General features: G+C 64.1%; 20 protein-coding genes. 9 read left to right on the forward strand and 11 right to left on the reverse strand.

The annotated features are described in order from the left end of the window. Positions 1 to 326 precede the first annotated feature (326 nt). The 4 genes from EA472_RS13775 to EA472_RS13790 are packed head-to-tail and all read right to left on the reverse strand — an operon-like array spanning position 327 to position 5,771. On the reverse strand, positions 327 to 2,309 hold the full coding sequence (locus EA472_RS13775) for a hypothetical protein (RefSeq protein ID WP_124192099.1): 1,983 nt from the start codon (positions 2,307 to 2,309) through the stop codon (positions 327 to 329). After that, complete coding sequence (locus EA472_RS13780; RefSeq protein ID WP_124192100.1) at positions 2,299 to 3,261, reverse strand: glycosyltransferase family 4 protein; 963 nt, start codon at positions 3,259 to 3,261, stop codon at positions 2,299 to 2,301. The genes EA472_RS13775 and EA472_RS13780 overlap by 11 nt, the downstream gene beginning before the upstream one ends. Positions 3,262 to 3,265: 4 nt before the next feature. Next, positions 3,266 to 4,330, reverse strand: a complete 1,065-nt coding sequence (locus EA472_RS13785; RefSeq protein WP_124192101.1) for a DUF354 domain-containing protein — start codon at positions 4,328 to 4,330, stop codon at positions 3,266 to 3,268. 49 nt (positions 4,331 to 4,379) lie between these two features. Further along, a complete protein-coding gene (locus EA472_RS13790; RefSeq protein ID WP_124192102.1) occupies positions 4,380 to 5,771 on the reverse strand; it encodes a nucleotide sugar dehydrogenase in 1,392 nt (463 codons plus the stop codon). Positions 5,772 to 6,120: 349 nt separating this feature from the next. Between EA472_RS13790 and EA472_RS13795 the strand changes: the two genes are divergently transcribed. Together EA472_RS13795 and glmS are read left to right on the forward strand one after the other, a co-directional pair. Continuing rightward, entirely contained in the window at positions 6,121 to 6,795 is a 675-nt protein-coding gene (locus tag EA472_RS13795) for a helix-turn-helix transcriptional regulator (protein ID WP_124192103.1), read from the forward strand. Positions 6,796 to 7,637: 842 nt separating this feature from the next. Continuing rightward, a complete protein-coding gene (gene glmS, locus EA472_RS13800; protein WP_124192104.1) occupies positions 7,638 to 9,446 on the forward strand; it encodes a glutamine--fructose-6-phosphate transaminase (isomerizing) in 1,809 nt (602 codons plus the stop codon). A gap of 672 nt (positions 9,447 to 10,118) precedes the next feature. On the opposite strand, the gene EA472_RS13805 is transcribed toward glmS, so the two are convergent. The 6 genes from EA472_RS13805 to EA472_RS13825 all read right to left on the reverse strand — a co-directional run bounded on the left by EA472_RS13805 (position 10,119) and on the right by EA472_RS13825 (position 15,747). Then, on the reverse strand, positions 10,119 to 11,078 hold the full coding sequence (locus tag EA472_RS13805) for a carboxypeptidase regulatory-like domain-containing protein (RefSeq protein WP_124192105.1): 960 nt from the start codon (positions 11,076 to 11,078) through the stop codon (positions 10,119 to 10,121). Positions 11,079 to 11,096: 18 nt separating this feature from the next. Beyond that, on the reverse strand, positions 11,097 to 11,255 hold the full coding sequence (locus tag EA472_RS22545) for a hypothetical protein (protein ID WP_165874892.1): 159 nt from the start codon (positions 11,253 to 11,255) through the stop codon (positions 11,097 to 11,099). 152 nt (positions 11,256 to 11,407) lie between these two features. Beyond that, positions 11,408 to 12,358, reverse strand: a complete 951-nt coding sequence (locus tag EA472_RS13810; RefSeq protein ID WP_124192106.1) for a hypothetical protein — start codon at positions 12,356 to 12,358, stop codon at positions 11,408 to 11,410. Between the two features lie 392 nt (positions 12,359 to 12,750). After that, on the reverse strand, positions 12,751 to 13,725 hold the full coding sequence (locus EA472_RS13815; RefSeq protein WP_124192107.1) for a deoxyhypusine synthase: 975 nt from the start codon (positions 13,723 to 13,725) through the stop codon (positions 12,751 to 12,753). 210 nt (positions 13,726 to 13,935) lie between these two features. Beyond that, positions 13,936 to 15,399 carry a YjiH family protein gene (locus tag EA472_RS13820; protein ID WP_124192108.1) on the reverse strand — a complete coding sequence of 488 codons (1,464 nt, stop codon included), beginning with the start codon at positions 15,397 to 15,399 and terminating at the stop codon, positions 13,936 to 13,938. A 120-nt stretch (positions 15,400 to 15,519) separates the two neighbouring features. After that, entirely contained in the window at positions 15,520 to 15,747 is a 228-nt protein-coding gene (locus EA472_RS13825) for a hypothetical protein (protein ID WP_124192109.1), read from the reverse strand. A gap of 136 nt (positions 15,748 to 15,883) precedes the next feature. Between EA472_RS13825 and EA472_RS13830 the strand changes: the two genes are divergently transcribed. Continuing rightward, entirely contained in the window at positions 15,884 to 16,336 is a 453-nt protein-coding gene (locus EA472_RS13830; RefSeq protein ID WP_124192110.1) for a universal stress protein, read from the forward strand. A 306-nt stretch (positions 16,337 to 16,642) separates the two neighbouring features. Here EA472_RS13830 and EA472_RS13835 read toward each other — a convergent pair whose 3' ends face one another. Next, a complete protein-coding gene (locus tag EA472_RS13835) occupies positions 16,643 to 17,479 on the reverse strand; it encodes a DUF6517 family protein (protein WP_124192111.1) in 837 nt (278 codons plus the stop codon). A 236-nt stretch (positions 17,480 to 17,715) separates the two neighbouring features. On the opposite strand from EA472_RS13835, the gene EA472_RS13840 reads away from it, so the two are divergent. The 6 genes from EA472_RS13840 (at position 17,716) to EA472_RS13865 (ending at position 26,175) form a co-directional block, all read left to right on the forward strand. Beyond that, a complete protein-coding gene (locus tag EA472_RS13840) occupies positions 17,716 to 19,131 on the forward strand; it encodes a S8 family peptidase (RefSeq protein WP_124192112.1) in 1,416 nt (471 codons plus the stop codon). Positions 19,132 to 19,293: 162 nt separating this feature from the next. Next, positions 19,294 to 19,653 carry a DUF7344 domain-containing protein gene (locus EA472_RS13845; RefSeq protein ID WP_243637849.1) on the forward strand — a complete coding sequence of 120 codons (360 nt, stop codon included), beginning with the start codon at positions 19,294 to 19,296 and terminating at the stop codon, positions 19,651 to 19,653. Beyond that, positions 19,650 to 20,372: a DICT sensory domain-containing protein gene (locus tag EA472_RS13850; protein WP_124192113.1), complete on the forward strand. Its 723-nt coding sequence runs from the start codon at positions 19,650 to 19,652 to the stop codon at positions 20,370 to 20,372. Before EA472_RS13845 ends, EA472_RS13850 begins: the two co-directional genes overlap by 4 nt. 381 nt (positions 20,373 to 20,753) lie before the next feature. Next, positions 20,754 to 21,035: a PadR family transcriptional regulator gene (locus EA472_RS13855; protein WP_124192114.1), complete on the forward strand. Its 282-nt coding sequence runs from the start codon at positions 20,754 to 20,756 to the stop codon at positions 21,033 to 21,035. Positions 21,036 to 21,493: 458 nt separating this feature from the next. After that, positions 21,494 to 24,721 (forward strand): tubulin-like doman-containing protein, encoded by a 3,228-nt coding sequence (locus EA472_RS13860; RefSeq protein ID WP_124192115.1) that lies wholly within the window; start codon positions 21,494 to 21,496, stop codon positions 24,719 to 24,721. Further along, on the forward strand, positions 24,718 to 26,175 hold the full coding sequence (locus EA472_RS13865) for a hypothetical protein (RefSeq protein WP_124192116.1): 1,458 nt from the start codon (positions 24,718 to 24,720) through the stop codon (positions 26,173 to 26,175). Before EA472_RS13860 ends, EA472_RS13865 begins: the two co-directional genes overlap by 4 nt.

Genomic DNA, 26,175 nt, shown 5'->3' on the forward strand with positions numbered 1-26,175 from the left:
GACGACTACGGCGGATTCGTCGATCACGTTGGAATTTACCCGTCGAACGCGACCTCCCTTCTTGGTGCGGATTCTCGACGGAGGCCCCGCTCTGTGCCTCTCTGACGGTCGCCGCCCTCACGGTTTGGTCGTCTGACGGCGCGCCGATTGCCAGCGACTGCGTTCGATTCGGTCTGTCGGTCGGGACTCTGCAGCCGTCGCTCGAGGGATCGGTGACTGGATGGAGACGGACGTCTAAAACGTCCAAGATGCTCGAGTCGACGATCACGCCGGCCCGGTCGCCGTAGACGAGTCGAGTCGCGACGGCGACCGGCGCAGACACTCGATTACGCGGTCGCGGGCGACGGCGTACACATCGTCACGTCCCCGTTGGTGTACACCGTTCCGTGATCGGGGCGGCACAGTCGGTCCTGACTGATCCGCTCGATTCGTCCCTCTCCGTTCTCGTCGACGAAGTAGACCGCGTCGGTCGACTGCCGCTCCCGGTAGACGACGTAGTCGTGTTCGGCGACGCCGTCGTCCGGAACGGTGGCCGACGTCGTCGAGGGATACGCACCGGTTCGACTGAACAGCGTCTGGTACGGGTGATCGGTGTACAGTCGCTGATCGGGTCGAATCTCCGCTCCGCGGGGCGAACCGGTCAGTTCGCCGATCGACTCGGCCGCGGCGAGTTCCGATTCGTCGTACGCGAGCCGTTCGCGCTGGTCCGAGAAGACCGGGTTGTCGGGATTGCTCTCGGCCGCTAGTATCATCGCTCCCGGGTAGACGAGTACGAACGTCAGCAGACAGACGACGACGACCGACGGCGAGAGATTCTGACTGATCGTCCGGAGTCCAATCGCGCCGAGGATCGCCATCGGCGCGTAGAGGAACGCGAACCACCGCGTCGGGATGAACGTGTGAATGCCGAACATCGGCATTCCGAGGACGAACACGAGCATGAACGCGGCCGCGAGTAAGAGCGTGAACACGGACTGCTCGGCGCGACGCCTGTGGACCACGTACAGGCAGCCGGCGAACGTCGCCCCGAGCAAAAACAGGAAGCCGGCCACGTCGACGTAGAGTGCCACCTGATCGAGCAGCGTCGGCGCGGCCGCCTCGACCCCGTCGGCTCCGCCGTCGTCCGGAGAGCCGCTCGCGATGTTGAGAAAGCCAGCGCTCTCCTCGAGCGTCTGTGTGAAGAAACTCAGTACGGTCGCGAGAAACGACTGCTGACGATACGGCGTCAGCGACCAGACGAAGATCGTCATCCCGAAGTTGAAGACGACCAGCCCGACGAGGTTCACCGGCTTTTTCGCCCGGAAGACGCTCGGATCCAGCCTCGTGAGACCGAACGGACCGACCACGAACACGATCTGGGCCACGAACGCCGCCAGCAACAACACGAGCATGATGAACGTCGACACCTGATGGGTGAGGATGACGGCGACGCTCAACAGGATCAGCAACGAGAAGTCCCGAAGCGTGTACTCGATGCGCATCACCCGAACGAGCGCGTACAGCATTCCGAGGAAAAACACCAGTCCGAGACTCGTCGGGATGAGGTGGATCCCCCACATCGAGACGTGACTGGCGAGGGCGTACGCGGCCGCCGCCAGCACCGACCACCGGTCCGAGACGAGCAGGTTCGTCGCCGCGTAGACGAGCAGAATCGACATCGGCATCACGAGACCGACGGTCAGATAGAGCGCCGAGCGCAGGGAAAGTTCGAACAACAGGGACGACGCGACCACCAGCAGGTGATAGAACGGCGACGCGTAGTGTTTGTCGTGAGCGATCGCGCCGAGCGACGACTCCTCTCGGATCGCGCTCACGAGTTCGACGTGAGTCCAGACGTCTATCCCGACGAACCCCGGCGTCGCGTACAGCGCCGCAAACCGGAACGCGTACGCGAAGAGCACGACCTGGACCAGCAACAGACCGCGGTTGAAGTGTCGATCGTCCGCGAAGGCGATCTGTCCGACGACGAGCGTCGCGACGACGCTCGAGAGACCGAAAAACGCCGGAGTCCGTTCGCCCTGGAGAACCGTCAGGCAGATCATCGCCGCGAGACCGACCAGCACCACGCTCGGCAGCGCCATCGTGACAGACGCCGGGAGCCGCGGATGCGTCGTCGCCTCGCTTCCCTGGTACAGCGAGAGAATGTAGAGCCCACACGCCGTCGCGAGCACCAGCGGAACCGTCTCGAGGTAGATCTGCGACGCGAACAGCCGGAGCGGAAACAGCGCCACCGCGATCGCGAGACCCGCGATCGCCGCGACGGTGTCGAGTCGCAACGGTCGCAGCCGCGACAGCGATCTATACACCACGGGCGACTCCCCTCCGGCGCTCCGTCCGATCGCACGTCTCGAGCGACCGACGGTACAGCGAGACCAGGCGGCGTCCCATCGCCTCGAGGCCCAGTTCGTCGACCCGCTCGCGGCCGTCGGAGCGGCCGCCGTCGTCGAGAACTGCCTCGAGACCGAGCACGAGTTCGCGGTCGTCGTCGCTGACCACGCAGTTCGCGACCCCCTCGAGCGTCTCGCGGACGAATCCGACGTTCGTCGAGACGACCGGCAGATCACAGGCGGCCGCTTCCTTGACGACCATCGGACCGCTCTCCCTGCTCGAGGTCACCAGGAGGACGTCGCTCGCGTTCAGGTAGTACGGCATCTCCTCGTAGTCGACGCCGTCGATCGTTCGTAACTCGAGGTCGGCGTCGACGGACTCGACCAGCCGGTTCGCGCGCGGGAAATCTTTTACCGACCGGGACGGATCGTACGGAAACAGCGCGATACGTCGCTCGGTTTCCCAGCCGAGTCGTTGGCGGGCCCGTTCGCGCGAGACCGGTCTGAACAGGTCCGTGTCGACGCCGAACGGAACCAGTTCGTGGTCGGCCTCGAGCCGTCGCGACATCGTCGGACTCGGAACGATCGCGGCGTCGGCCCGGCGCGCCGCGTATCGGCTGACCGACCGGAGCCACTCCTGTTCGCTCATCAGATCCGTTCCCCACAGCGTCACCACCACCGGGCGGATCGGCTGTGCCAGGGCGAACGGGGCGACGAGCCCGTAGTTCGCGTGGACCAGGTCGTACTCCGCCGAACGAAGTTCGGAGAGGACCTTCGGGTAGAACCTGACGTAGTCGATCGGCGTCCGACCCGAGTTTCCGCGGTACTCGCCGGGAACGTCGAGGACCGTACAGTCGAGGCCGCGTTCTTCGAGGACCGAAACCTGTTGCTCGAAGAACGGACGCGACGACGTAACGAGCTGTAGCACCTTCATCGTTCTATCCGGGGTTGACCGCAGGCGACGCGGGGATCGGTTCGCTCTCACGGGCGGTCGTCTCGATCGATCGAACGACGAACGCCGTCACGTCGATGCACTCGTCGAGGAGACGATCGCGGCGACGCTCCCAGACGTCCACCTCCGATTCGAGGATCGAGACGGCCGTTTCGAGCGCCTGCTCGTGACGTTCGTCACCGTTGTAGCTGTACAGCAGCCCGTACTTCGACAGCTCGTCCGTGTAGCCGAGCGAGAGCGAGTTCACGTACACCGCGGGTGTGCCCAGCACCGCGGCCTCGGCAGCCGTCGTCGCGCCCTCGCCGACGACGACGTCGGCGAACGCGAGCAGGTCGTGCATCCGCTCCGGCGGCGTCCGAAGCCGGTAGGACGCGACGTCCGACGGCGGCTCTCCCTCCGCGGTGACCAGGACGGTCGTCCCGGCGGCCTCGAGTCGCTCGATCACCTCGCGCGGATCGTCGAAGCCGCCGTGACCGACGTCGTGCGAGGCGTTCCAGCCGCTGAGGCGCACGACCGCGAACGATTCGTCGGGATCGACTCCGACCTCGTCGAGAACGGAGGGGTCGGGCTCGAACAGGTCGGGATGGAGGTACGCGAGCTCGTGGGTGCCCGGGTACGTCACCTGCTTCGAGCCGACGTCGCCCCGGTAGCACGCGGGCGTACAGACGACGTCGGCGAACGGATAGCCGAGCGACGTGATGAGCGACGCGTGTTCGGTGTCGTAGAAGACGAGGCTCTTCGTGCGAAGCGCCGCGGCGACGTGCGCCGCGGCGACGCCGCCGATGCCGGTGATCACGTCTGGATCGATCCGTCGAGCCCGGCACAACAGGCGCGCCTCGTAGGCCGCCTGCGTCTTCGCCAGCGAAAGCAGCGAGTCCGCGCCCCCGGCGAGCACCTCGTGGTCGATTCCGTACGCCTCGAGCAGGTCGATGGCGACTCCCTTCTCCCGCGCGAAGACGTGGACCTCGTGTTCCCGACGCTCGAGGTCGGCGACCGCGTTTCGGAAGAAGTGCACGTGTCCGGGATGCTGGATCGTCACGACGATCCGCATCACGTGAACACCTCCGCGACGGCATCGCCGATTCCCGCGCTCGTGAACATCATAGCGTTCGATAGGTGAACCCCGCTTCGACGGCGTCGCCCTCGTCGAGCACTCCCCCGACGTCGATCAGCGCGGGATCCTCCGCCAGTTCGTTCGCCGCCGCCTCGAGGTCGACGCGTTCGAACTCCGCGTGAGGCGTCGACAGCACGACCGCGTCGAATCCCTCGAAGGTGAGCCGATCCTGAACCTCGAGGTCGAACGACTCGCGGACGGCGTCTTCGCTCGCGAGCGGATCGAACCCCTCGACGTGTACGTCGTACTCCCGAAGTTCGTCGACGACGTCGGCGACTTTCGAGCTTCGAATGTCGCCCACGTTCGGCTTGTACGCGAGGCCGAGCACGAGCACCCGGCTCTCGCGGAGCGTCTTGTGACACCGGTTCAGCGCCTTGATCGTCAGCTCCGCGACGTAGTCGGGCATCGACTCGTTCACCGACCGACCGGATCGAACCAGCTCGGGTTCGAAGCCGTCGCGGGACGTGCGGTACGCCAGGAAGTACGGATCGACGGGGATACAGTGGCCGCCGACCAGCCCGGGGCGGTAGCCGTGGAAGTTCCACTTCGTCTCCGCGGCCTCGAGGACGGCCCGGGTGTCGACGTCCATGCGTTCGAACGCGATCGCGAGCTCGTTGACGAACGCGATGTTGAGATCGCGCTGAGCGTTCTCGACGACCTTCGAGGCTTCGGCGACCTCGATCGAGGGGGCGCGGTGGACGCCGGCGTCGACGATCGATTCGTATCGTCGTGCGACGTCCTCGAGGACCTTCTCGTTCTGACCGCTGACGACTTTCACGACGTCCTCGAGGCCGTGATCGTCGTCGCCCGGCGTCGCTCGCTCCGGGGAGTAGCCGACGAAGAAGTCTTCGCCCGCGGTCAGTCCGGAGGCGTCTTCGAGCGCGGGCATGAACACTTCCCGGGTCGCTCCGGGATAGACGGTCGACTCGAGAACTACCGTCGTTCCGGCGCTCATCCTCGAGCCCACAGTTCGGGCGGCGCTCTCGACGTAGCTCATGTCGGGTCTGCTCGCGTCGTCGATCGGCGTCGGGACGGCGACGATTACGTACTCGGCGTCGGCGATCGCCGTCGCTTTCGTCGTAAACGAGATGTCGGCCTCGTGGACGGCGTCGATCGGGAGTTCGCCGGTCGTCTTCGCTCCCGACCGAAGTCGCTCGACCGTCGATTCGTCGACGTCGTATCCGATAACGCGGTACTCCGCGCGTGCGAATCCGACCGCGAGCGGCAGCCCGACGTAGCCGAGTCCGACGACGCAGATCGTCGCGTTACGGGCCGATTCGTCGAACTCTTCCCGCCGACCGCTGGTTTCCGGTTCGGTGCGACCGACCGCGTACCGATCGTCCGTTCGATTCTCCGTGTCGCTGATTGTCGGAGTCATGGGTGGTACCTTCTCGAGGGAGGCGACGCACGTGGTCGTGCGTCAGCGTCCCGTCTGCTTCGAATCCCGCCGATTTCGGGACTGCCCTCGAACGAGGGAACCGGTCCCGATCCGTTTACTATACCCTCGATAAACGATTGCGACCGTCTCAACGCCCGAAAAGCCGAGATAGGTGCCGCATACGGTGGGTTTCCGACAGTTCGAATCAAATTCGAATGTGCGGCTTAGCCGGATGATAAGCGACCCTGTACGAACCCATAATGAAGTTCCCCGTCGTCACAGATCGGAGTGCGGTCGCCGCGACCTGGTCGACGCCCGGACGCGGCGGTCGCCTCGAATCGCGATAGCCATGAACGCTCGCTCCCAGATCGGCACCGGACCGGCCGACCCCGCGGAAGGGTACCGTGTCCCCATCGAAACGGTCTCGGCTGCCGCCTACGACGCGTACCCCGACGTTCCCGTCAGCTACCCGCTCGGCGCCGACGTCCCGATCGGCGGCTGGACGTTCTGGATCACGGCGATCCGGAACGCGTCTGCCTGGGAGTGGGCGCTGCTCGCGGTTCTGTTTTCGTTGATCGTCGCACTGGTCGGGATCCGGGGCAGACAGCTCCTGTTCGACCGCGACCTCGCGGTCGCATCGCCCCAACTGGGCTCCACCCACCCCGAACCGCCAGACGCCCCGAATTCCGACGAGGGGGAGGTCGATCGCTCCCGACCCGTCGGCCGGTGCGCGTACGAGCGCGTCGTTCCGGTCGAAACCCCACCGGAACTCCTCAGCGACGAGGGACGCGTCGTTCAGTTGCTCGTCGAAAACGACGGCGAGATCCGCCAGCACCGGATCACCGACGAAACGGGCTGGTCGAAGTCCAAGGTTAGCCGGCTCACCTCGAGTATGTGCGAGGACGGAACGATCGAGAAGACCACCGTCGGTCGAGAGAACGTCGTCTCGCTTCCGGAGTCGCGGCCCGACGAGCGAACCTCTCCCGCTGACGCCGACGATCCGCTTCCTCCTCGTAGCCGGTGAACGCCGGTGCAATCCCGTCGATAAACCGGCGACCGACACGACGTCCGCGGCCGCTCGAGTGCGACCGGCGAGTACGTCGATTCACTGCGTATCGCGCCGTCCAAGCGATCCGGCCGCCGATTCTCTCAGCAACGTTTCACGTTTGGTCCTTTCCCGATACCTTCGAGAAACTCTTTAGAGTCCGTATTGGCCCGATTCAGCGGATGCGGAGAGCGAGACCTCTTCCGATTCCTGACCGACGGATGACCGTTGCCGGCCGTTCGGTCGCACGCGTTGGTCGTCTCCTCGAAAGTCAACTTCCGATGGAGGTTCGCTTCATCGAGACCTCTCCCGTCGAGGTTCGTCTTCTCGCGACCTCTCCCGATCGACGACTCGCGCACGCTCGAGACGATCATCCCGTTCACCGCGTTTTCGATCCTGTCGGACCGGACAGCCGTTACCCCGTTCGTCCCGGCGGCCGGATTTTACCGCCGCCCTAAGCCGACGTGCAGCGCGTGCAATCGTCTCACCTCCTGGCACCGTCTGGAACGGCGCGTCGGGTGCCGTCCGATACGGACCGAAGAACGGGCGATCCGACGTTTGCTTCACGACGCGCAGCGCCGTCTGCGCCGCGGCTCCGCTTATTCGTTCTATAGTAAAGCGGCTTCCCGCCGTCGCGACCGATAGCGCCCCGGCCGTTCCACTCGGACGGTCGGGCACGATCCACCCATGACACGAACCAGCACCGAACGCCGGAGCGTCGTCCCGACTCGAGCCGTCGCGAATCCGTCCGTGCCGGACGAAACCGCCCCCGGGCGTCGTTCGCCGGCTGCTGTACCGCGGCGAACGGAGGTGACCGGCTGATGTGCGGCATCATCGCCCGGATCGGTCGCGACGAAGCGGCGGAGACGTTGCTTTCGGGACTCGAGAACCTCGAGTACCGCGGATACGATTCGGCTGGAATCGCCGTTCAGAACGGGTCGGGTGTCAAGGTCCACAAGTGTTCTGGCGACGTTTCCGACCTCGAATCCCAACTCGACGAAACGCCACACGGCAACGTCGGGATCGGTCACACCCGCTGGAGCACGCACGGGCCTCCCACGGACGAGAACGCCCACCCGCACACCGACACCGCGGGCGACGTGGCCGTCGTCCACAACGGCGTCATCGACAACTACGCCGAGCTGCGGGAGGATCTGCACTCGAGAGGACACGTCTTCGAGAGCGACACCGACACGGAGGTCATTCCGCACCTCATCGACGAGTACCTGAAGACGACTGACGAGACCGAACTGGCGGTCCGACGCGCCGTCGACACGCTCGAGGGTAGCTACGCGATCGCCGCGATCGTCGACGGCGAGGAACGCGTCTACGCGGCTCGGAAGGGCTCCCCACTCGTCCTCGGTCTGGACGACGGCGGCTGGTTCCTCGCGAGCGACGTGCCGGCGTTTCTCGAACACACGGACGAGGTCGTCTACCTCGAAGACGGCGACGCCGTCGTCCTCGAGCCGCACGACTACGCGATCACCGACCTCGAGGGCCGACCGGTCGAGCGACCGGTCGACACCGTCGACTGGGACCCACAGGACGCCGGAAAGGGAGAGTACGACCACTACATGCTCAAGGAGATCCACAGTCAGCCGACGGCGCTCTCGAACGCGATCGACGGGCGAGTCGTCGACGGCGAGGTTTCGTTCGAGGACCTGCCACCGGGCACGTTCGCCGACGTCGAAACGGTGCAACTCGTCGCCTGCGGGACGTCGTATCACGCGTCGCTGTTCGGCACGCATCTGCTGCGGTCCGCGGGCGTTTCGGCCGATGCGATTCGCGCGAGCGAGTACGAACCGGTCTCGGGTCCGGTCGACGAGCGCACGCTCGTGGTCGCGGTCACCCAGAGCGGCGAGACCGCCGATACGCTCGACGCCGTCCGAACTGCGAGCGACCGCGGCGCACGCTCGCTCGCCGTCACCAACGTCGTCGGCTCGACCGCGGCGCGCGAAGCCGACGACGCCCTCTACATCCGGGCCGGCCCGGAGGTCGGCGTCGCCGCGACGAAGACGTTCTCGTCGCAGGCTGTCACCCTCGCGCTGCTGTCCCAGCGACTCGCCGCGGACCTGCCCGAAGCGACTCCACCCGCCGACTCGACGGCGATGCTCGAGGCGCTCGACGACCTTCCGAACCAGGCCGAATCCGTGCTGGCGGAGAGTCGAGCGTCCGCCCTCGCGCGCGAACTGCTCGACGCTCGATCGTACTTTTTCATCGGTCGCGGACTGGGTCGGTCGGTCGCCCTCGAGGGCGCGTTGAAGTTCAAGGAGATCACGTACGAGCACGCCGAAGGGTTCGCGTCGGGGGCGCTCAAACACGGACCGCTCGCGCTCGTCACCGAGGAGTCGCCGGTGTTTGCGGTCTACACCGGCGGCGAGGACGGAAAGACGACGACCAACGCGACCGAGGCGCGCTCGCGCGGCGCGCCGATCGTCGCCGTCGGACCGGACGACCATCCGCTCGCCGACGCTGCAGACGCTCACCTGTCGGTTCCGGACACGCACCCCGTCTGGACGGCGCTGCTCGCGAACGTGCAGCTCCAGCTCGTCTCCTACCACGCGGCGGCCCTGCTGGATCGACCGATCGACAAACCTCGAAATCTCGCGAAGAGCGTGACGGTCGAATAGCGATCGTCCGAGCGAGACGCTCGTATCTTCCGTTCGTCAGATCCCGCTTTTCGTCCCGCGTTGGGCTCGTTCGTCCCTTCGGCCGTCGCTCTCTGATCGCCCGATCGTTGCGTCCCGCGCCGTCCGGCTCCCGCTTTATGTCCCGGAACGGCCCGCGACTCCGACCGGAGCACTGATCACGGATCGGCCGTCGGACCTCTCGTCGTCGGTTCTTGCACGTCCCGTTAGTAGCCACTGAACGTCAACGCTTACTCGATCGCACGGGGGGAGCGCGGTTCGGAGCGAACGAAGTGAGCGAGAACCGCGTACGGCGAGCGGGGAGGGACGACCCGCGAGCTACGAAGTGAGCGAGAACTGCGGATAGTGCGATCGGTGTGTGAATCGCTTCAGTCCAGTATATTCGTCCGGCCGGATTCCCACCCTTTCGAGCCCGATCGCCGTCGAACGTGGTCTAAACGATCGGGTATCGACTCCGTCGCCCGTCGCTGAAAACCGATCGGCTCGCCGCCGAAAACCGGTCGCGGCAGCGGGTACGTCGGACCCGTGACGAGTATACACGTACGAAACTGGGTCGACGTCAGCGGAATACGAAGGAGCCACTCGAGGTCGATCGACGCTCGAGAGGCCGAGTCACAGCGAGTCGGTAAAGTGGGCCGTTCACTGACGAGGCAGCTAGTCGTCTTCCGCGTCGAGGACCAACACGAGTTGCTCGTCGTCGCCGTCGAGTTCGATCTCGGCGTCGTCGTCCTCGTGGTCGTCCGCGGAGGCGACGACCTCGTAGGTTCCGTCCGCGAGATCGAACTCGACCTCGCCGTCGCCGTCGGTCGTCGCTTCTTCCCGATCGCCCAGGAGCCGCCGCTCGGTCACCTCGACCGTGGCGTCCTCGAGCGGATCGCCGTCGTCGTCGACGACCGTTACCGTGAGTACATTCCGCTCGTCGGCATCGTCGTTACCGTCGTCATCGTCGTCGCTCGGCTCGAGCACCAGCGTCAGGCGCTCGTCGTCGCCGTCGATCTCCATTTCCGCGCCGTCGTCCTCGTGGTCGTCCGCGGAGGCGACGACCTCGTAGGTTCCGTCCGCGAGATCGAACTCGACCTCGCCGTTGCCGTCCGTCTCGAGTTCGTCCTCGTCCGGCCCGCCCTCGTCGATCGCGTCGACCTCGACGGTGGCGTCCTCGAGGGGATCGCCGTCGTCGGTTTCGACCGCGACGGTCAGCGTGTGGCGTTCGTCTTCTCCGTCGCTGTCTTCCTCGTCGCCGTCATCGGCGTCGTCGTCCCCGCTGTCACCGCTGCCTCCGTCACCGATGTCGTCGTCTTCGTCGTCACTACTGTCGTCTTCGCTTCGATCGCCGTCGCTGTCGTCGGTTTCGTCGCTGCTCTCGCCGTCGCCGTTGTCGTCCGCGTCTCCGTCCTCGTCATCGACGCTTGCGTCGTCTTCGCCGCTACCGATTGGTTCTTCGGAGTCGTCTCCTCCGTCGGCGAACGAGCCGACCGTGTCGTCGATAGACGAGCCGCTCGCTGCGAGACCCAGTCCGGCGACGAGCAGCGCGACGCCGGCGACGACAAGCGCTACCTGCACGCCGGTCTGGATCGATCGCGTTCTCGCTTTCCGTGGACGGACGTCGGAGCGCATGGTTGTGTCTCGTCGTAGCTAGCCGCGGTACTCGATCGCGCTCTGTCCCGGCGGATCACCGGTGCGAGATCGCCGGTTCCCGACCGGCGCGGACCGATCCGCTTTCGTTTCGACGACGCGTCTTGTCTTCGCGTCGGCCCCTGCACCGTTCCACCGGGTGAGCGCTCTGGGTTGCATCGAGCGAACCGTTTCTCCCGCCGGCGGTTCACTATGGGGCCGTTAAATTCGTTTCGCGGTCGAAATCTCAGCGTCCGCCGGCCGCTCACGACCCGCCCGACGACGACTGCGGCGCATCGATGAAACCCGTCGCTCGCTCGAGCGAAATCCGGTCAACACCCGTCTCCGAACGTTCCGTCCAGCGCCATCGAGTGGTGATCGTAGTATGCATAGAGGTTCTTCGGGGAGACGTACCGACCGCCGTAGTAGCCGGCGGGCCCCGTCGTCTCGATGACGTTGTCCTCGAGGTCGGCGGTGAATCGCACGTCGCGTCGATCGTAGACGAGATCGCCGTCGAGGCGGTACTGGACGACGCCGTCGGCGTTCGCCCGACCGTTCGTGACCGTGTTCACGCAGACGTAGTATCCGAACTCGTACCACCGGCCCGGTACGATTTCGGCCTCGTTCACGACGTACTCCTCGCCGTCGAGGAGGTAGTCGTGATCCTGGGACTCGTCCATGTGGTAGGTGTGCGAGAGGAGCCGGAACGGCCCGTCGGCCTCGCCCCCGCTGGTGGTGACGTAGAGTCGATTGCTCCAGCCGTTCGTTCCGTCGGGGACGCCGCCGCCCGCACTTCCCTCGCCCAGCGCCATCGCGCAGTTCCAGAGTCGACAGTTCGACGGATCGCGACCGGGCATCTCCCAGCCCGTGTCGAGCGCGAAGTGGACTCGTCCATCGAGTTCGAAGACGCCGTCGTCGAGATCGTAGTGGGTGCTCACGCCCCAGCTCTGTCCGTCGCGAATGCGCATCTGGAGCGCGCGCTCCCCGGAGTACGTGGGACTGGCGACCAGGGTCGCGTTGTCGGGATCGCCGTTGGATCGCCAGTAGACGTCGTCCCAGCTGTCGTAGTCGTCGTAATCGAGGTGGATCTCCTCCGTCGGTCTGTTACAGCCACTCGCTGCGCTCGCAGCGGCGGCTCCCGTCGATCCCAGGAGTGCGGTGGCACCCAGCAGACTCCCCGAACGAAGGGCGCGCCGGCGTGTCATCCCTGGCGCGATCGCTGGATCGGCCGCGTCGTTCGTCCGTTCGCCATCGGTCGTACGGCTGCGAGAGTCTTCCGTCATGCTGGTTGTGATCGGAATCGCTCGCACAATAGTATTGAACGGCTGACCGATCGTAACAAACTCCTTCCTGATCGCGGCGGCTCGGCGCGATTTCCGCGCGAGACGATCAGATCTCCGCTTGCACTGTTCGCGGCGTGCAACGATTGCTACTCGCACAACCGTTTGAAATCCCCGTTCCCGCGACCGTTGACGCCCGAACCGCGATCGCGACGAATCGAACGCCGTGACCGAGTGACCGACCATTCCAGAATCGAAACGTGTTCGACGCTCCGCCGGGCCAACCGATGCTCGCGTCGGTCGGATCTCCCGAGCGGTATCGAGGCCCACTCCTCGACGGGAGAGCGCTTCGTGGATCGTCCCCCCGTCGGCTCGCCGACGGCCGACCGCTCCGGCTACTCGGCGAACGCGCCGGCGACCAGAAGCGGGAACACGAGCGTCGCTTCCGCCTCGACGAGCGTGTAGTTGTCCTCGGCCTCCTTGATCTTGCCCCACGAAACCGCCTCGTTCGGCGGGGCGCCCGAGAGCGAGCCGTCGCCCTCGATGCCGGTCGAGATGTAGACGACGTAGTCGGCGCCGCCCCGAAAGAGGTTCGTCATGATCGCGTGGTGTTTGGGGACGCCGCCGCCGACGGCGATCAGTCCCGTCGTGTCGGCCAGCAGTCCGTCCTCGATGAGCGAGTCGTAGTCGTCGAGGATCTCGATTCCGACCTCCGAGTCGTACCCCTGGCGGTAGTAGTAGAGGAAGTTGCCGACCTCGGCGTCGGTCAGCGCCGGACAGTACACCGGGACGTCGTTGTCCGCGGCCTGTTTCAACACGGAGTCTTCGTCGTCGAGCGTCTCGCCCAGCTCGCGCGCGAACGCCGTCGGCGTCCGGACCTTCTCCTCGGCGAAGAAGTCCTCGAAGAAGTCGTAGAGGTACTCCTCGAGCCAGACGTACCGGTCGGAGGGGACGAAGATGTTTCCGAGCCGGTTGATTCCGCGCTCTCTGAGCGCCTCTTCGTCGGCGTTCCACTGGCCCATCTTGAACGGCTTCGCGGTCTTGATCACGTCCTCGGTCAGCGAGCCGGACGTCGTGATGATCACGTCGACGTACCCCTCCCGGACGAGGTGGGCGACGGTCTCGCGCAGCCCCGAGGAGACGATGTTCGAGGTGAACGTGAGATAGACCGTGGCGTCGTCTTCTTGCATCCGCCGGGAGATGTCGATCGCCTCGGCGAGTTGCGTCGCCTGAAAGCCCGTCGTCGCGTACGACTCGAGCAACTCGTCGAAGTCGAACGAGCCGCGGAAGTCGTAGCCGCGGACGTCCGCCCCGGAGAGCTCCTCGTCGGTGCCGGGTACGACGTGTTCTCGAGAGGTGTCTTCGTCCATACGCGTCCGTATTACGCCGGACGGATTTGAACTCCTCGAAACGCGACGCCTCGGATCCGGCTCTCGGTGACGACATCGATCGACTACGCGTTCGCGTTTGCCGTCACCGCTCGAGTCGTCTCGCTCGCGACGCCCCCGGTCGCGCGCCTTGAGGGGCTTCGAAGTGGAACGACGAGAAGATTTTCCGCCGAAAATCGGTCGGAACGCGGATCAGAGCAGCCCGAGGGCGGCCACGACGTGGGTCATCGCGGCGATGACCGGAACGAGGATGATCGTCCGCATGACGAACAGCAACACGAGATCGCGGAACCGGATCGGGATGTCGCTGAACATGTCCATCATCATCGGGCCGACCGCGGAGAAGAAGATCAGCTGGGAGATGGAGAGAACGGCGATGAAGAACCGGGCCATCGCGTCGGCTTCGGCGACGAGCAACGCGGGGATGAACATCTCGGTGATGCCGATGATCGTCGCGGGCGCGACGACCTCGGCGTCCGGAATCCCGAGCAGCTCGATCACCGGCACGAGTGGCTGGGAGATCACGTCGAAGACGGGCGTGTACTCGGCGATGACGACGGCGGCGAGGCCGATCGAGAGGATCGTTCCGAGGATGAGGATCGCGAGTTTGAGACCGTCGACGAAACCGCGGATCGACGCGCCGACGATCGAGCCACCCTCCTCGGCCTTCTTGACCGCCTCGGAGAGCCCGAACCGGAAGTAATCCCGCGGCGAGCCCCGGAACGGCGTTTCGGGGTTCGGCTCGGTGATGTACTCGTCGGGGACGTTACTGAGCGGCGGGATCCGCACGAGGATGAACCCGGTGATCCCGATGCAGATGACGTACGCGACGAAGATGATCGGGAACAGCTCGAGCAAGTCGACGGTCGCGGCCACGACGCCGACGAAGCCGATCGACACCGTCGCGAAACACGTGCTGATGACGTAGACGTCCTGTTTCGAGTACTCGCCGCGGTCGAAGACGTTGCGCGTGACGTACAGCCCGACGCTGTAGGAGCCGACCCAGGAGGCCACGCTGTCGAGGGCCGCGCGGCCGGGGATGTTGAACAGCGGCCGCATGATGGGGCGGGCCATCGTCCCGACGAACTCGAGGCCCCCGAGTTCGACGAAGAGGTTGATGAAGATCGCGCCGATCGGGATGATGACGGCCACGCTCAGGATGAGCGTCCCCCAGACGAGGCCGCCGGTCGCGGGCGAGACCATCCATTCGGGACCGATTCCGAAAAACAGGAACGGAGCCAGGATCGCGCCCACGACGCGAAACAGCCAGAAGCTGGCGGCCGTCTCCCAGTACGGCAGCGTCAGTCGGGACGCCGTTTCGTCGTCGATGTCGACGAACCCGCGCTTTCGAAACTCGGCGACCGTGGTCAGCACGCCGCCGGCGACGATGAGCGCCATCGCGTACACCCCGGCGATCGTCGGGAACGATCCGGTGATCCAGCTGACGACGATGTCGAACGGAACCGTCACCTGTCCGTCCCACGGGACGGGAACGAGGAAGAAGACGAATCCGATCAGGAACGCGATGACGAACTTCGTCACCGGCCCCCGCCGGATCTCGACGAGGTCGATCTCCTCGATCGTCTTCGCGCTCGGTTCGGCCTCAACCCGTTTCGTCTCCTGTGTGTCGTCGATCCACGGTGTTTCATCTAGCATTACTTATTGACGATTGCTACCAACACTCAAGTTGAATATGCCGCCATAGGGTGGCAGATTTACGTGCGATCGGACGTCGAAACGTCGCTGCAATCGTTCGGAAGCCGTCTCGAACTCGAGTCAGTACGTTTCGACGGTAATCGCGTCGACGCGTTCGAACGACTCGCGCCACTCGCGAGCGGCGGCAGCCTCGCCTTCGTCGATCATCCCCGCGAGGTCACTCACGGCTCGGCGGGTGCGGAGCCGTCGGCTCGAGCGTCGGCCGCCCCGCAGCAGTCCGTCTCGGATCGTCGGTCGCCCCTGGAGCTGCGCCCTGGTGCCGACGTCCAGACTCTCGAGACGGCCCATCGTCGGCTACAATCGTCCGTCGATCGATTCGCCTCGAGCACCGGTCGGATCCAAACCGCACCCCGTCCGTCGTCTCCTGCCGGTACGAAACCACTTACCACGCTGACGCGGAAACCGTTCGTCAGGGTAGAAATCGATGGTAGTACTCGCAGCGATCGGCGAAGAACGGCATCCGAAGAAAGTGATCGAAACGGCACACGAACTGGCCCAGCGGTACGAGACTCGACTCGTCGTGGTCCACGTCATTCCTCGAGAGGACTTCGAGAGCCACCGGCAACTTCTCGAGCAACGCAGCGAACTCGACGGACTCACGGTCGATCAGGAGGCCGAAAGCGCCGCCGAGTTCGTTCGGCTGGCCGTCGAGAACGTTCTCGGAGAGTTCGACGACGCGATCGAAGCGCGCGGTCGCGTCGGCAACCCGGCGGAGGAGATCGTCGCGGAAGCCGACCGGATCGAACCCCAGTTCGTCGTGATCGGACGGCCGCAAGCGTCCCGGATCGAAAAGACCGTCTTCGGAAGCGTCCCACAGAGCATCGTCCAGAACACGGAGTACAACGTGGTCAGTACCGTGATCGGAACCGACGACTGATACGGACTGCTGTCGGTCAGGTCCGGTCCGCCCGCGGTCGTCCGACGGCTCCTCCGGTGATTCGGTACGCCAGATCGCGCGAGGCGCGTTTCGTTTCGTTTCGGTCTCTCTCGCCACGCGTTCGGAACCGATCCGGAATACTGTCCGCTCTCGAATCCGTTACTTCGAAAATCGAAGTAATGGTACAGATCGATTCTCTGGATGCTTCCGACGGTTCGTGTGTGATCGAAATGGCTCCGGGGACTCGAGGGTCATCCGTCCCGGAGAATCGAGCGACGGACGACCACCGACCCGACGCGGGGGCTCTTACACGCTGAGAAGACCGTCGTCGTCTTCTCCATCGTCCTCGTCGTCATCTCCGCCGCCGTTCGCGTCTTCGTCGTCCTCGTCGTCACCTTCGTCGTCGTTCACGTCATCTTCCCCGTCCGCGTCGTCTTCTTCACCGTCTTCGGCATCGTCGCTCTCGCCATCGTCGCTCCCGGCGTCGTCTTCGCCCTCGAAGTCGACGTCGTCGGACACCGCTTCCATCAGAGTCACGACGTTCTCGCGCTCCTGTCGCTCGAGGTCCCGGGGGTAGACGCCGATGGCGACGACCAGGTCGTCGCCGGCCGAGACGGCCTCGGTGACGTGGAGGTAGACCTCGACGTCCGAGCCGTCGAACTCCGCGTCCGCAGCGAACGTGGACATGGTCGTCGACTCGCCGAGGACAGTCACTTCGCCGTCAGACTCGTGGACCACGTCGTCGATGCCGTCGTAGTTCGCGACGACCAGATCGACCAGCTCCTCGGTCGATTTGTCCTCGACGGGGTTGACCTGGCGACCGGCGATCGAGATCCGCGGCGTCGAGAGGACCATAAAGACCGCACCGCGAAGCCTGCCGAGCGGACCCATGTCCACGGCCTTTTCGTGTTCGGTCAGCTGGTTGCGGACGACGACGGTCTCGGAGTAGCCGAGCGCACCGACGCTCTCTTCGATCGTAAGCTCCTCGACGGCTGTCAGCTCGTAGTCGGTCTCCGACCGGGCTTCGTCCTCGACGCCGACCGCTCCCGACGCGTGTTCCGCGAGTCCAGCCGCCTCGAGACAACCCGCCGCACCGACCAGTCCTGCGCTTGCGATCCCGGCGAGCAGCGTTCGACGATTCATCAGGACTTCGGTGGCTACCCCGGAACCATAAGGATGTCGTCTCTCCTAGTGTTCGGTTTTTCATGTGAACTGTTCACCGGATGGACGGCGAGCGGTGAATATCGCACCGAGATGCACTGTGAACCTCTTTCGTGTCCGTTGAGGCGGTCGTTCGATGGTGTCACTGTTTTCGGTAGTTTACGCTCCTTCGCTCCAGAAGACATTTACGCCGGACCGACTATCACCACGACCGACCTATGACGCTCACACGTCGTCGGATGGTGCAAGCCACGGGTGCGGGAACGTGCGCGCTCTTGCTCTCTGGACGGAGCGCCGCGAACCCCAGCGGGGAGCACCGCGTGTTCGTCCATCCCGCCGCCGACACCGTCTCCGCCGTGATCGACGCACTCGAGGCGCTCGGCGGCGCGACGCTTCGCCGGTACGACAACTTCGACTTCGTCGCGGCGACGATCCCGGCCGCCAGCCGGGCCGACCTCGAGGCGGATTCGCGGGTCGCGCTCGTCGAAGACGACGAACCGATCGAGGCGACGGCGACGCCGGTGGACGACCTCCTCGACGGCGTCGACGACCTCCTCGAGTTCGGCGGCGGCGACGATCGGGACTGTACCGTCCACCCCGCTCAGCAACCCGCCTGGGGGTGGGAGCGCATCGGCGCTGACGACGTCGACGAGACGGGAACCGGCGTGGATCTCGCAGTTCTCGACACGGGCATCGAGACCGGTCACTGCGACCTCGAGGTCGCCGGCGGCCGAAATTTCACGACCGACGGTCCGCCGGGCGATTACGAGGACCGGAACGGACACGGAACTCACTGTGCCGGGATCGCCTGCGCACTCGACAACGACCTGGGCGTCGTCGGCGTCGCCCCCCAAGCGAACCTGCACGCGGTCAAGGTCCTCGGAGACGACGGAACCGGCTACCACAGCTGGATGGCCGCCGGGATCGACTGGTGTCTGTCGAACGAAATCGAACTCGTCTCGATGAGCTTCGGCAGCGAAGCCGGTACCGCGACGATGGACGCCGTGATCGAGCGCGCCCGCGAGGAGGGACACCTCCTGGTGGCGTCGGCCGGTAACGAAGGGAACGACGGCGGTGACGCCTGCGGCGAGGATAACGTCCGCTATCCGGCGACACACGAGGACGTGATCGCGGTCTCCGCGATGGATTCGGACGACTCGATCGCATCCTACAGCAGCCTCGGCGACGAGATCGATCTGCTGGCTCCCGGCTCGAGCGTCGTCTCCACCGACGTCGATAACCGCTACCGCTCCCGTAGCGGGACGAGCATGGCCTGCCCGTACGTCGCCGGAGTCGCCGCTCTCGCCTGGGCGCGCCACGGCGAGTCGGGCCCCGGCCCGAACGACGAAATTCGACGCGCGCTCGAGGCGGCCGCGGAGTCGGTGGTCGATTCGTGTGCGGAGGGTCACGGGCTCGTCCGCGCCGCCGCCGATCTGGACGGATCGAACGGGGGGGACGACGGCGACGACGGAAGCGACGCGGACGATTCGACCGGCGGAGGGTCGAACGGGGGGTCCTCGACCGGCGAAAGCGAGCGGACGGACGCCGACGGCGACTCCGGTCTGGGCTCGATCTGGCAGTCGGTGCTCGAGGCGATCGAAGGGCTGTTCGATCGACTTCTGGGCCGTTCGTAGCTCCGTTTCGTTCTCGGTCGGCTGCGAACCGGTCCGCTCGTTCGCCGGTTCTCTCGTCGTTGCCGTTTCCCTCGTTGTTGCCGTTTCCTGTCCCGCCGCGGGTCACACCCGGACATCTACCGGCACAGCTATTTCCGTATCCGGGGTGAACGAGGAGCAATTGTGGACCCGTTCGAATCTCTCTCCGCGCTCGAGGACATGGACGCCGGCCTCTCGACCGACGAGGTGTTGCGATTGCTCTCCGACGCCCGAATCCGGACGATCGTCACGTATCTGTACGATCGGCCGGACGCGACCCTCGAGGAACTCGCCGCGATCGTCGCCACCGTCGAAGCCGCGCGATCGTCGACGATCGCGACGCCGACGGATTACGAACGTGCGACCGTCGAACTCTACCATTCGACTCTACCCCGCCTCGACGACCACGAGTTCGTCTCGTTCGATCCGGACGAGGGGATCGTCCGCGCGACGGACGTTCCACCGCCGGTTCACGCGCTTCTCGGCATCACCGACCCACAATGAATCCGTTTCACACTGCCCTCGAGACGGTCGAGCGTCACCGCAAACGCCTCGACGTCTACACCGACGACGCCGAGGTCGCAGCCGAACTCAAACGACAGTTCGAAACCCGCAACGCGGACGTGGGCCACCATCCGGTCACCGGATTCGACGAACCCGGATTCGTCATCGTCCGGGGCTCGGACGACGAGTTTCGCGGCGGACTCGGCCTCGATCAGTTCGCGGCGGTGCTCTCTCCGGAGGTTCATCCGCCGTGGGAAATCGGGACCTCCGAGGCCGACTCCGGCGATCTGTTCAGCTTTCTCGATAACACGCTGTTCACCGCGTACAGCCGTCGACAGCTGCTCGCAGCCGCCCGCGAAATCGAGGAACGAGCCTGGCGCGCGGCCGGCGGCCACCTGTACACCGGCTTTCAGCGCGAGGAGGCGCTTTCGGACCAAACGGCGGTGTACGAGCGCCTCGCCGACCGCGGGGATCTCGAGACGACCGTCTTCGTCGCCGACGGATGGACGGTTCCGTTCGAGGACGTAGAGGTCGTCGTCGATTCCGACGGCGAGGTCACCGAGTTCTGGTTCGTCCTCTTCGACGGCGGTGGCACCGAACTACAAAAGTCCGGACTCGTCGCGGAAAATCGACGAGCGGATCGGTACCGGGGCTTCTGGACGTACGATCCTGATACCGTCGACGAGTTGATCGCGTACCTCGAGTCGGCGGTCCGCTGACGGCGCTCGATACGGTGTCACCGACGGGCGATCGATCGCCGCCCTCGACACACCGGAGTTCCGGTGAACCCGTAACCGGGACACCGAACTCCGGCGAAGCCGTGGCGGCACACCCGGGTTGCAGTGAGATCGTGCGTGTCGGACTGACGGTTCGATACGATCGTCACCCGGTCCGAAGGTCGCCGGACTCCGTCGGACGCGGCCGCTCGAGTCCGTGTCGAACGCATTCGGATCACTTCCGGGGCTCTGGTCTCGAACTCTCCGCGCTCTGGTCAGCAGACGTGTCGTTTTGTCTAATGAGTTATGCTCGTGGAACTATAACGAAGATGCGAATCATATCCGATAGGTATATCTGTTTTCCTTACCTATCCCCGTCCGGATATGTACGATTTAACAGGCTTCCAGCGCGATCTGCTGTACGTCATCGCCGGACTCGACGAACCGCACGGCCTCGCGATCAAAGACGAGCTCGAGAATTACTACGAATCCGAGATCCACCACGGACGCCTGTATCCGAACCTGGATACGCTCGTCGATAAGGGGCTGGTCGAAAAAGGGACGCGCGACCGTCGAACGAACGTGTACAATCCGACCCGCCGGGGCCGCCGGGAGATCGAGGCCCGCCGCGAGTGGGAGGATCAGTACGTTCAAGAGATCGTCTAGGACGCGTCCGGTCGTCGAACATACCTTCTCGTTTGCGTCGGAACGTTGGTACCTCGTTGCGAGCGTCGACTGCCGAGCGAAATCGGTACTCGTCGTCTGCGTTCGGCCAGCAGGTTCGGCGTGGACCGCCAGAAAGTTCGATTGCTAGTCTTCTGTTCGACTGCACGTAGTGGGTTGTTAAATGTTGGTGACATTCTCAGAAGCGCAGATATGTAATACATTCCATACAAAATACGTCCACGCTCATTTTTCGCTTTCGGGACGGACACGTGATCGGCTCTCCCGATCTGGTTTTCTACAACTGGCCACCCGAAATATGTTTTTAAGCCTGAATTAAAATTTGATGTGAACGATTTAGGTACAACAGAACTTTAGAATGAATAGCTGAGACCTGATTTTTGCGTACAATAAGAAATAAGTGACGTCCAATTAATGAACGATCGAGAACTACCAGTCGTATGAACCTACCAGAACGAATCTTTTCGACGGGGGGAGCAGGAAAAAAGATCGCTTTCGAACTGTTGGAATCGGAGTGGGTGCTCCGCGAGATCCTACGACCTCGCCCGAACCCACAGTCGGTCACGGTTACGATAATCGACACCGCCGAGGAAGAGGAGAATTCGGACCGACAGCGCATCGCGGATATTCGGGAGAACATCGCGTCGATCAAGGACGAACTCCGTTCCACGGACAACGGCCGTCCCGGCGACATCGACGTCGAGTACAAGCTGATCACGCGAAACATCCAGCTCAACGACCAGAACGATCTCATCGGAGAGAGCGCGGTTCCCCGAATCACCGCCGGCAACGGAATGGACGAGGAGAACTGGTGGGTGGAAGAACAACACATCAACGAAAACCTCGACTTCGCGACCGGCGTCGTCCGAAAGCGGGGTCTCGGAAAGGCGATGTACTACAAGGCCTACGCCGAAGACGACGAACTCTCGACGTACATCGACCTCCCCGATAAGGGGAAAGTCGCCGTTCTCTCCGGTCTCGGTGGCGGAACCGGCTCGGGACTCATCATCGACCTCGCCCGCCACCTCCAGCAGAAACAGCGAACCGCCGAGATCACGCTTTTCGGTATCCTTCCGAATCACACCGAGGGAATCCGCGAGAACGCGAACGCGTTCGCCGCGCTCTCGGAACTCGAGTACCTCAACCTGATCGGCGAACCGGCGTTCAAAGACCGAATTCTGTTGCCGATCGATCCCACCGACTTCGACGGAAAGGGCGGGAACAAGATCCAGAACAGCCAGCTCCTCCAGGAGTTCGACGAGGCGATCATCTACCTGATGGCCGCCTACTACAACACCGTCGGAACCGAGGATCCGTTCGCCGACGCGCCCGACTACGCTCCGTTCACGATCGGGGTTCCACAGATCCTGCGGTACAACGTCGAAGCGATAAACGAGGGCAGGACCGCGATCCGGGAGATCCTCAACTGCAAGCAGGAGGCCGTCCAGGCCGAACGAGAGATTTACACGAAGCTCGAGCGGTTCCTCGACAACCAGTACGGCGGTCCGACCGGGGACGGACTCCGTGACCTCGACCGGGCGGACCTGAACAGCCGGCTCGACGACGCCCAGTCGCTGCTCGAGTTCGAACTGTTCAACGAACTCGAGTACGAGTCGGTATCGATCTTCTCCGACATCATCACCGACGCCGAAAACGAGACCGACGACGTCGGCGAGCGAATCGACATCATCTCAGGGTCGCTTCGCGCCGTCGATACGACGGGCAAAGAGGCAGGACGGTTCGTCGACACCATCGACGAACACCTCGCTGAGGTCATCGAGGCCGACCTGCAGGCGATCGTCCAGCGGAACCGGTTGCTCATTCAGAAGCAATCGATCGACGACAACCGCGTCAGGGACGCCGTCGAGTACCTGATCGGCAGCGACGACGGGAGCGGCAATCCGGGCGTGAAGCTGAACCGACTCGAAACCCAGCTCGAGGACATCGAGTCACAGCGGGATAGCCGGGAAACCGAACTCGAGGAGACGCTCGAGGAACTCGAGACGCTCGAGCAACAGCAGGCCGACGAGATCGACCGCAAGGTTGGAAACTGGATTCGGGATGCGACGACCGACATCGAACAGTACCAGGAGATCGACGTCGACGGCGTCGAGAACGACCTCTCGTCGCTGACTCGCGCGCTCGAGCAGTTCCGATCGGAGGTCGTCAACGCCAAGGCGGAAGACGAGGTCGACCGGGTAGGCACCCAGGAGATCACCCAACAACTCGACGATATCGAACGCAAACTCGAACGCGCCGGCCTCTCGTTCGGCGAGCACCGAAGCGACGTCAAAACCTCGACGGCGGCGCTCAAAGAGGCGCGAAAGGCGTTCCTGACCATGAACGAGGAAGAAGGGACGCTGGAAAAGCTCACGCCGTGGTCCGGAAAGACGGAGCAAGCGAAAGAGGAGGCCCACCGGAACTTCCGCGTCCAGAAGAACAAGATCGAAGACCGCGGCGTGTTCAGCGTCGGCCCGCCGGGAGCGTCGTTCAGCGCGGAGGTCACGTACGACGGCCAGTCGGTGACCGCCGACCTGCGGGATCGCGAACAGACGCTCCAGAACGAGATATTCGCCTCGCTGCGCGAACGCCTCGACGACCTGTCGGACGAGCACCGACGCGAGGTGGAATCGGTCCTGGATCGCGACGCGTCGATCGAGCGACTCCGCGACATCGCCCGGGACGCCTTCAAAGACGAGATCGAGGGAACGGACGAGGTCAAAGCTCGCAAGAACGAGATCGAAGACGAACTCGACCAGCTCGAAACGGACCGCGACATCTACGAATCGACGATCGATCTGTTCGAGGAGTTGAATCAACAGCGAGAAACCTACTCGGACCGCCTCGCCGAGTTCAACCGGAAACAAAACGAGTACGAAACCGAGTCCACCCGGTCGGTATCGACGGAGCGCGAGGACTCCGCCTACATCAAGACCACGAAACCGAACGACGTCTTCCGGGTGACGGGAGACGAAGGAATCGGCGAGAGCGACCTCTTCTCTAGCAAAGAGGAGAACCAGCGCACCTACGGTGCCCTCGAGGATCTCGTCGAAAACGTCTTCAACGAACGGTACTCCGGGATCAAGCGCCGTCGATTCAGCAAGGGACGACAGCGGTACGACGACATCAAAATCCGCGTCGGCGTCCTGAGTCAGGCCGTCGATCAGATCGACCCGGACGCCATCGACTTCGAGAACCGATTCAACAACGCGTTCGACCTCGGCGCGACTGGCAATCGCGTCGAAAACCCGTACACGAGCTGGCAACACGACATCGGCGACAAGTGGGACATCGGCCTGTGCGTGTTCATCGACGGCATCTTCCTCGACAACATCCGGAAGATGGTACAGGCCGACGGCTACCGGGCGGGCTACGAGACGCGCCGATCCGAACTCGGCGACGACATCCTCGTCCACCACAACTACGGCCTCGAGGACGGATTCTACGTCCGAAGAGCGAAGACGCTCAACATGGAAGACGAGGACGACGCCGGCTTCTACCTGCAGGACGAGTCCGACATCGTCGACGAACTACTGGAACGATACGTCGAGACGGTTCCAACGAACGACTCGGCCGACGCCGGCGTCGACGCCGGCGCTGGAACCGACGGGCAGTCCGACGACGAGGGCGAGATCCAGTCGTACGAGTACAGCGGTGAGATGGAATGATAGGTAACGTCGCCGATGCAATCCATACGCATCGGGAGAAGGTGACGCTCGTCAGCTACTTCGGGATCATGCTGGTCCTGACGGCTCCGCTGGCGACGCTGTTCGGATCCGCCTACGAGGAGGGACACCTCTCGCGAGCGGTCATCGACCTCCACCACCTGATCGACGTCATCGACCTCGAGGGGATCAGCGTCTTCCTGCTCGGCATCTTCCTGGGACTGCTCGTCCTGATGACGATCGATCCTAAAAAACGCTGGCAGGGATATCTGCTCTGGATCGGGCTCGGTATCGCGATGCTCGGTCTCCAGTCGATGGGACTGTTCATTCCGAACATCGAGTTCACCGATACGTCGAATCTCACCTGGCTCGGTATCGGTCTCGTCCTCGGGTTGGTCGCCGGCGGTGGACGAACGCTCTTGCGGACGCGGACCGCCGAAGCCCTCGAGTTCAGGCGCGCGGCCTTCGGGATTTACCTGATGGTCGTACTCCTGATCGTCGGCTCCCTGTTCGAGTATCACGTGACGTATCCGGAGTTCGTCGAGGTTTCGCCGGAGGGGCTCGTCGTCTACGCGATCGAAAACCCGGAGTTCGCCATCGAGAGCGAGGGGCTCCTTCGCAACGTCGCGATCGCCGGTGTCTTCGTCGTCACGATTCGGAAGTTCATCCAGTACGATTCGAAAGAGGACTTCTTCGTCCTCGGCCCGCCCGCCTCCGGCAAGAGTCTGTTCCTGATCGGCGCGTACCTCGCGGCTATGAACCGCAATCCGAACGACGAAGCGACTAACAAGACGCCGCTCCATCCGAGCCAGGATCTGATGGAGATGGTGCAGAACCTCGACCAGCGCTCCTCGGGGTGGATCGTCGACGCGACCGGACAGGGCGAGATCAAGAACCTCGAGTTCCAGTACGTCCACGGCTCGACGTTTCCGAAGAACGTCAAGATAGAGAGCATCGACTACGCGGGCGAGTATCTGAGCCGGTTACCCGACGTGTTGTCCGGTGCCGTCGCCGAGGAGGACACGGACAACACGCTGTTGCGTCTCTCGCAGGGCGTCGAGGAGGCGGATACGCTCATCCTGTTGCTCGACACCGAACGGTACGTCAACGGTGAGGCGCTCGACATCTCGGAGTACTTCAGTCTACTCCAGGCCGTCGATAACACGAGCGTGTTCATCGTCGCGACGAAAGCCGACATCCTCGCCGAACGGTTCCGGGAGGACGAAGGCATCGAAGCTCACCTGGCGTTCGACGAGTTCAAAGCGTACGTCGGGAGGGAGCTCCGCCAGAGCGAGCAGGTCGATGCGCTCATCCGCCAGACGACGGGTGCGCAGATTCACCCGGTCTACTACCAGACGCGGGTCAACGAGGACGGCGATCGAGTCCCGATGCGCGACGACACGGGCTCGGTCATGACGATCGGCTTCGACCAGTTGCTGAACGAACTCGGACGGTGA

Origin of the sequence: Natrarchaeobius oligotrophus (genome assembly GCF_003841465.1) — an archaeon.
GTDB lineage: Archaea > Halobacteriota > Halobacteria > Halobacteriales > Natrialbaceae > Natrarchaeobius > Natrarchaeobius oligotrophus.

Bases quoted from the DNA above. Each gene is read 5' to 3' on its own strand.
- EA472_RS22545 (WP_165874892.1), bottom strand. From the start codon at position 11,255: ATGCAACCCAGAGCGCTCACCCGGTGGAACGGTGCAGGGGCCGACGCG.
- EA472_RS13840 (WP_124192112.1), top strand. From the start codon at position 17,716: ATGACGCTCACACGTCGTCGGATGGTGCAAGCCACGGGTGCGGGAACG.
- EA472_RS13830 (WP_124192110.1), top strand. From the start codon at position 15,884: ATGGTAGTACTCGCAGCGATCGGCGAAGAACGGCATCCGAAGAAAGTG.
- EA472_RS13795 (WP_124192103.1), top strand. From the start codon at position 6,121: ATGAACGCTCGCTCCCAGATCGGCACCGGACCGGCCGACCCCGCGGAA.
- EA472_RS13810 (WP_124192106.1), bottom strand. From the start codon at position 12,358: ATGACGGAAGACTCTCGCAGCCGTACGACCGATGGCGAACGGACGAAC.
- EA472_RS13805 (WP_124192105.1), bottom strand. From the start codon at position 11,078: ATGCGCTCCGACGTCCGTCCACGGAAAGCGAGAACGCGATCGATCCAG.
- EA472_RS13825 (WP_124192109.1), bottom strand. From the start codon at position 15,747: ATGGGCCGTCTCGAGAGTCTGGACGTCGGCACCAGGGCGCAGCTCCAG.
- EA472_RS13785 (WP_124192101.1), bottom strand. From the start codon at position 4,330: ATGCGGATCGTCGTGACGATCCAGCATCCCGGACACGTGCACTTCTTC.
- EA472_RS13820 (WP_124192108.1), bottom strand. From the start codon at position 15,399: ATGCTAGATGAAACACCGTGGATCGACGACACACAGGAGACGAAACGG.
- EA472_RS13855 (WP_124192114.1), top strand. From the start codon at position 20,754: ATGTACGATTTAACAGGCTTCCAGCGCGATCTGCTGTACGTCATCGCC.
- EA472_RS13865 (WP_124192116.1), top strand. From the start codon at position 24,718: ATGATAGGTAACGTCGCCGATGCAATCCATACGCATCGGGAGAAGGTG.
- EA472_RS13835 (WP_124192111.1), bottom strand. From the start codon at position 17,479: ATGAATCGTCGAACGCTGCTCGCCGGGATCGCAAGCGCAGGACTGGTC.
- glmS (WP_124192104.1), top strand. From the start codon at position 7,638: ATGTGCGGCATCATCGCCCGGATCGGTCGCGACGAAGCGGCGGAGACG.
- EA472_RS13860 (WP_124192115.1), top strand. From the start codon at position 21,494: ATGAACCTACCAGAACGAATCTTTTCGACGGGGGGAGCAGGAAAAAAG.
- EA472_RS13850 (WP_124192113.1), top strand. From the start codon at position 19,650: ATGAATCCGTTTCACACTGCCCTCGAGACGGTCGAGCGTCACCGCAAA.
- EA472_RS13780 (WP_124192100.1), bottom strand. From the start codon at position 3,261: ATGAAGGTGCTACAGCTCGTTACGTCGTCGCGTCCGTTCTTCGAGCAA.
- EA472_RS13815 (WP_124192107.1), bottom strand. From the start codon at position 13,725: ATGGACGAAGACACCTCTCGAGAACACGTCGTACCCGGCACCGACGAG.
- EA472_RS13790 (WP_124192102.1), bottom strand. From the start codon at position 5,771: ATGACTCCGACAATCAGCGACACGGAGAATCGAACGGACGATCGGTAC.